This window comes from Microcystis sp. M_QC_C_20170808_M9Col (genome assembly GCF_007095495.1).
Taxonomy (GTDB): Bacteria; Cyanobacteriota; Cyanobacteriia; order Cyanobacteriales; family Microcystaceae; genus Microcystis; species Microcystis aeruginosa.
Window position 1 is genome coordinate 1 of sequence record NZ_SFBZ01000298.1, and the last position, 3,851, is coordinate 3,851.

General features: G+C 42.8%; 1 protein-coding gene and 3 pseudogenes. 3 read left to right on the plus strand and 1 reads right to left on the minus strand.

The window, feature by feature from the left end:
• Together EWV68_RS18895 and EWV68_RS18900 are read left to right on the plus strand one after the other, a co-directional pair.
• Positions 1–189 (plus strand): annotated as a pseudogene (locus EWV68_RS18895) (RNA-guided endonuclease TnpB family protein); the annotation flags it as partial.
• Between the two features lie 75 nt (positions 190–264).
• Positions 265–1,947 (plus strand): hypothetical protein, encoded by a 1,683-nt coding sequence (locus tag EWV68_RS18900; protein ID WP_287170707.1) that lies wholly within the window; start codon positions 265–267, stop codon positions 1,945–1,947.
• A 340-nt stretch (positions 1,948–2,287) separates the two neighbouring features.
• On the opposite strand, the pseudogene EWV68_RS18905 reads toward EWV68_RS18900, so the two are convergent.
• Positions 2,288–3,562: pseudogene (locus tag EWV68_RS18905) on the minus strand (TldD/PmbA family protein); the annotation flags it as partial.
• Positions 3,563–3,770: 208 nt separating this feature from the next.
• Between EWV68_RS18905 and EWV68_RS22150 the strand changes: the two are divergent.
• Positions 3,771–3,851 (plus strand): annotated as a pseudogene (locus EWV68_RS22150) (Uma2 family endonuclease); the annotation flags it as partial.

Below are 3,851 nucleotides of genomic sequence, written 5' to 3' on the forward strand. Positions count from 1 at the left end.
GGACTTTATAAAATGGGAACAAATCAGTTGTTAAATGCCGATGTCAATGGGGCATTTAACATCATTAGAAAAGTAATTCCTGATGTCATTGACCAGGGAATAAAGGGTTTGCCGTTTAACCCTGTAGTGCTTGACCCACTTGTTAGTGAGCCAGTCGAACTACGAATGACTAAGCTTTCAGGCTTTTAAGTAAGTTTGAGTAAGTTTAGTTGAGCGGTTAATCTAGGATTAGCTCCTGATAACGGCTGTAGAGAGGACAAAAATATGATAGCGACAATAATCGATCGCCTTACGGAAACCAACCCGCAAATTATGCGAGAATGGCAAGGAAGATTAACCCCGAAAAATATCTCGATCGCCTCGATTATCTCCCTAGTTGGTCAATTATTAGTTTATTTATACTATCAAAATCTCTTGCCAGTAGCGGCGGGATTTAGTCGTTACTGTACCGCTAATCCCCCCAATAACAACGATTATTATCCCTATAGTGGGATTAGATACTGTATCCAAGACCTAAATGGTGAATGGATGATTATCTCCCGGTTATGGTGGTTAGATATCTTCACTTTTCTGAGCATTACCGGCATTTTCGCTCTTTTAGTGGTGGGAACCTATCAATTAATCGCCGATCTTTCCGGGGAAGAACGCCGGGGTACACTTAATTTTATCCGTCTGAGTCCCCAACCCGCCAAAACGATTTTTATCGGCAAAATTTTCGGGGTTCCCATTCTCCTCTATCTCGTCTGTCTTCTCGCTTTACCCTTTCACTTGGGAGCGGGTTTATTAGCAGGTATTCCCTTATCGTTAATTTTAGCCTTCTACGCGGTTCTAATCGCTAGTTGTGCCTTTTTCTATCATGCCGCCCTTAGTTTCGCTTTAGCCACGCCATGGTTAGGAGGATTTCAACCCTGGTTAGGCAGTGCTACGGTCTTAATCTTTGTGTTTTATAGCACTATTGTGATTGTATCGGGCTATGGTGGTTCCCGTACCCCCTTTGATTGGTTAATTCTCTTTAATCCTAGTTTTGTCCTCCCCTATCTAGTTAAATCTACCTTTCTCCCCCCCGATGCGGTACGCTATCTAGGGATCTCACAAATCTTTGATCTGCGTTGGTACGGTCAATCTCTCTGGCAATCGGTTATAGTGGGTATTAGCTTAATTTTGCTCAATTTTGCCCTCTGCACCTACGGTTTAACCAGAATTCTCCAGCGTCGCTTCCATAATCCCCTCGCTACTCTTGTTAGTAAACCCCAAAGTTACTGGATGATGGGTTGTTTTAGTGCCATTAGCCTAGGTTTTGTCTTCCAAACTCTGCATCCGAGCTATATTTTCGATAATTTTGCGATTCTTAGCGTTTTTGTGGCGATTTTTGGCTTGTTAATCCTTTTTGCCCTCACTCCCCCTCGTCAAACTCTCCAAGATTGGGCGCGCTATCGTCATCTGCAAGGAAAAACGGGCATTAGTCTGGGGAAAGCTTTAATCTTTGGCGAAAAAAGTCCTTCTACCCTAGCCATGGCTATTAACGTCGCCATTGCCATTTTATTTATCCTTCCCGCTATTTTTATCGCCCCTCTCGATCAATATAAACTAGCCACTGCAGCCGGGTTTCTCTTGGCAATGAACATGATTTTAGTCTATGCCGCTATCGCCCAATTATTGATGTTAGCCAGCACAAATAAACGCGCTTTGCTGGCAGCCACTAGCATCGGCATTTTGATTATTTTCCCCTTCCTCTGTTTCGCTGTCTTGGGAGTTAATCCCAGTCAATCTCCGCTTTTATGGTTTTTTACTTTTCTTCCCATTGCCGCTACTAAATACGCTACACTTCCCTCTTTCGCTTTGGCAATCTTCGCTCAGTGGTTGGGTTTAACCCTCGTCGGATGGCAAATTAATCGGCAATTAAATCGCCTTGGTGCCTCGACAACTAAAGCGTTAATGCCAAGCTGAAAAATACCGACTCAAAGGGGGGATTAAATAATATCTCTGCCGACAATTTTCTCCCCTTGAGTGTCGGTTAAATTTTTTTCCCAAAAAAGCTTGACAAAACCCCGCGACTTGACAGATAATTTCTTATAGAATGGGAATCCGTGCCGGCCTGCGACCCCCTCTTTTCAGGTCAAATAAAGCCCAAAAAAATTAACCCCAAAAAGTAAGCTGAGTTAATTTCAGTAAACTGATAACTGATAACTGATAACTGATAACTGATAACTGATAACTGATAACTGATAACTGATAACTGATAACTGATAACTGATAACTGATAACTGATAACTGATAACTGATAACTGACCGATAAACTATCAACAATTAGCGAGGGAGTATAACAGGAACCATTCCATTGATTATCAGATGCCAAAGCGATTAAATTTTGCAAAGCCGTATAAACATTTCCCGTCACCATTGTATCTTTAACTCGTCCGGTGATTTTGCCCTTTTCTATGCGATAACCCAGATCGATATTGACAGAAAAATCGCCCGAAATATCCGCCCCATGACCTAAAATTTGGTCGATAACTAAGCCTTCATCTATTTGCGAGATTAAATCCTCTAAAGTTCCCTCTCCCGGTGCCACGATTAAATTAACCAAATCTGGCAGAGGATAAACGCCTAAACTAGGACGAAAACCGTTTCCCGTCGGAGGAGTTTTTAATAATCTTGCCGTGGTAAGATCGCTATAGAATTCCTTAACTATACCTCCCTCAATTAAAGATAAAAATTTGGTGGGAGTTCCCTCATCATCAAAGGGACAACTATAGGGTTCTCGCTGGGGTTGTTGGGATAAAGTCAACTTTTCTGACATCACCAATTGACCGATTTTATCACTCCAGGGCGAGGACTTTTCTAAGATCTGTTTCCCATTTAAAGCCATCGCCACCGTACCCCATAAAAGGGTAACTGCATTAGCGGTCAATAAAATTGGTAATTTCCCCGTGGGACTATCTACATTATTGGCTGCCCATTGTAGTCGCTGCAATAACTGTTTAATTACCGTTTCGGGATGAGGAGTACTGCGAGTATATTCCCCATCATAAACCGCCAGAAAATCCTCCCCCCGTACCCATTCAATCCCCAGATAATAACTCAAAGCTGTATCGGTATATTGACAATATAAACCCTGGGAATTAACCAAACGGGTGATTTCCCGTTCACATTCCCATTCACCACTACAAATAACCTCAGGATAAACTTGGCGAATATGGCCAATCATTTGATTACCCATCTCGATTAAAGATTCTACCGCCACATCTTGCCCAATCGGGTCATAGATTGCCTGTCGTGGTGCCGAAAATTCGATTTCTTCCGGGGCATTGAGATAGGATAAATTTAACGCCGTTTCTACTAAAATTTCCGGTTCCACATCACCATAACCCACCGCTAACCCCGGACAACCCTCGCGCCATAATCTCAAGGCAGTTCCCACGGATTCGGAACTTTCTAACTGTTTAAGACGATTAGCCTCAAAAAAAACGGGATGGGAAAGGGAGGAAGATTGATAAACTTCGGCTGCCACCGCTCCCGATTTGAGAGCTAGTTCGATGAGTTGTTGCGGATCGATCGTCATGGTGATAGTTTTTGAGATAATAGCTATCTGATTATCTCAGGCCCCGGCACTTCGGCGCAAACGCTGCTAATAAGACTGCGGCGAGTTAAAAAATTTTTGCTTATTCATCAATATTTTTGAGCAAAGATGATCAAGTTGGCAATGAAGTTATCATAGAATCGATCGAGAGTCAAAAACATGGATACTCCCACCTAGAGAGGCCGAAAAAATGACGATTGCCAAAAGCGACGAAACTGCCACCTCTCCGGCACTGATAGAAGAAGATTTCGAGGACTTCTGGGAACCCCCC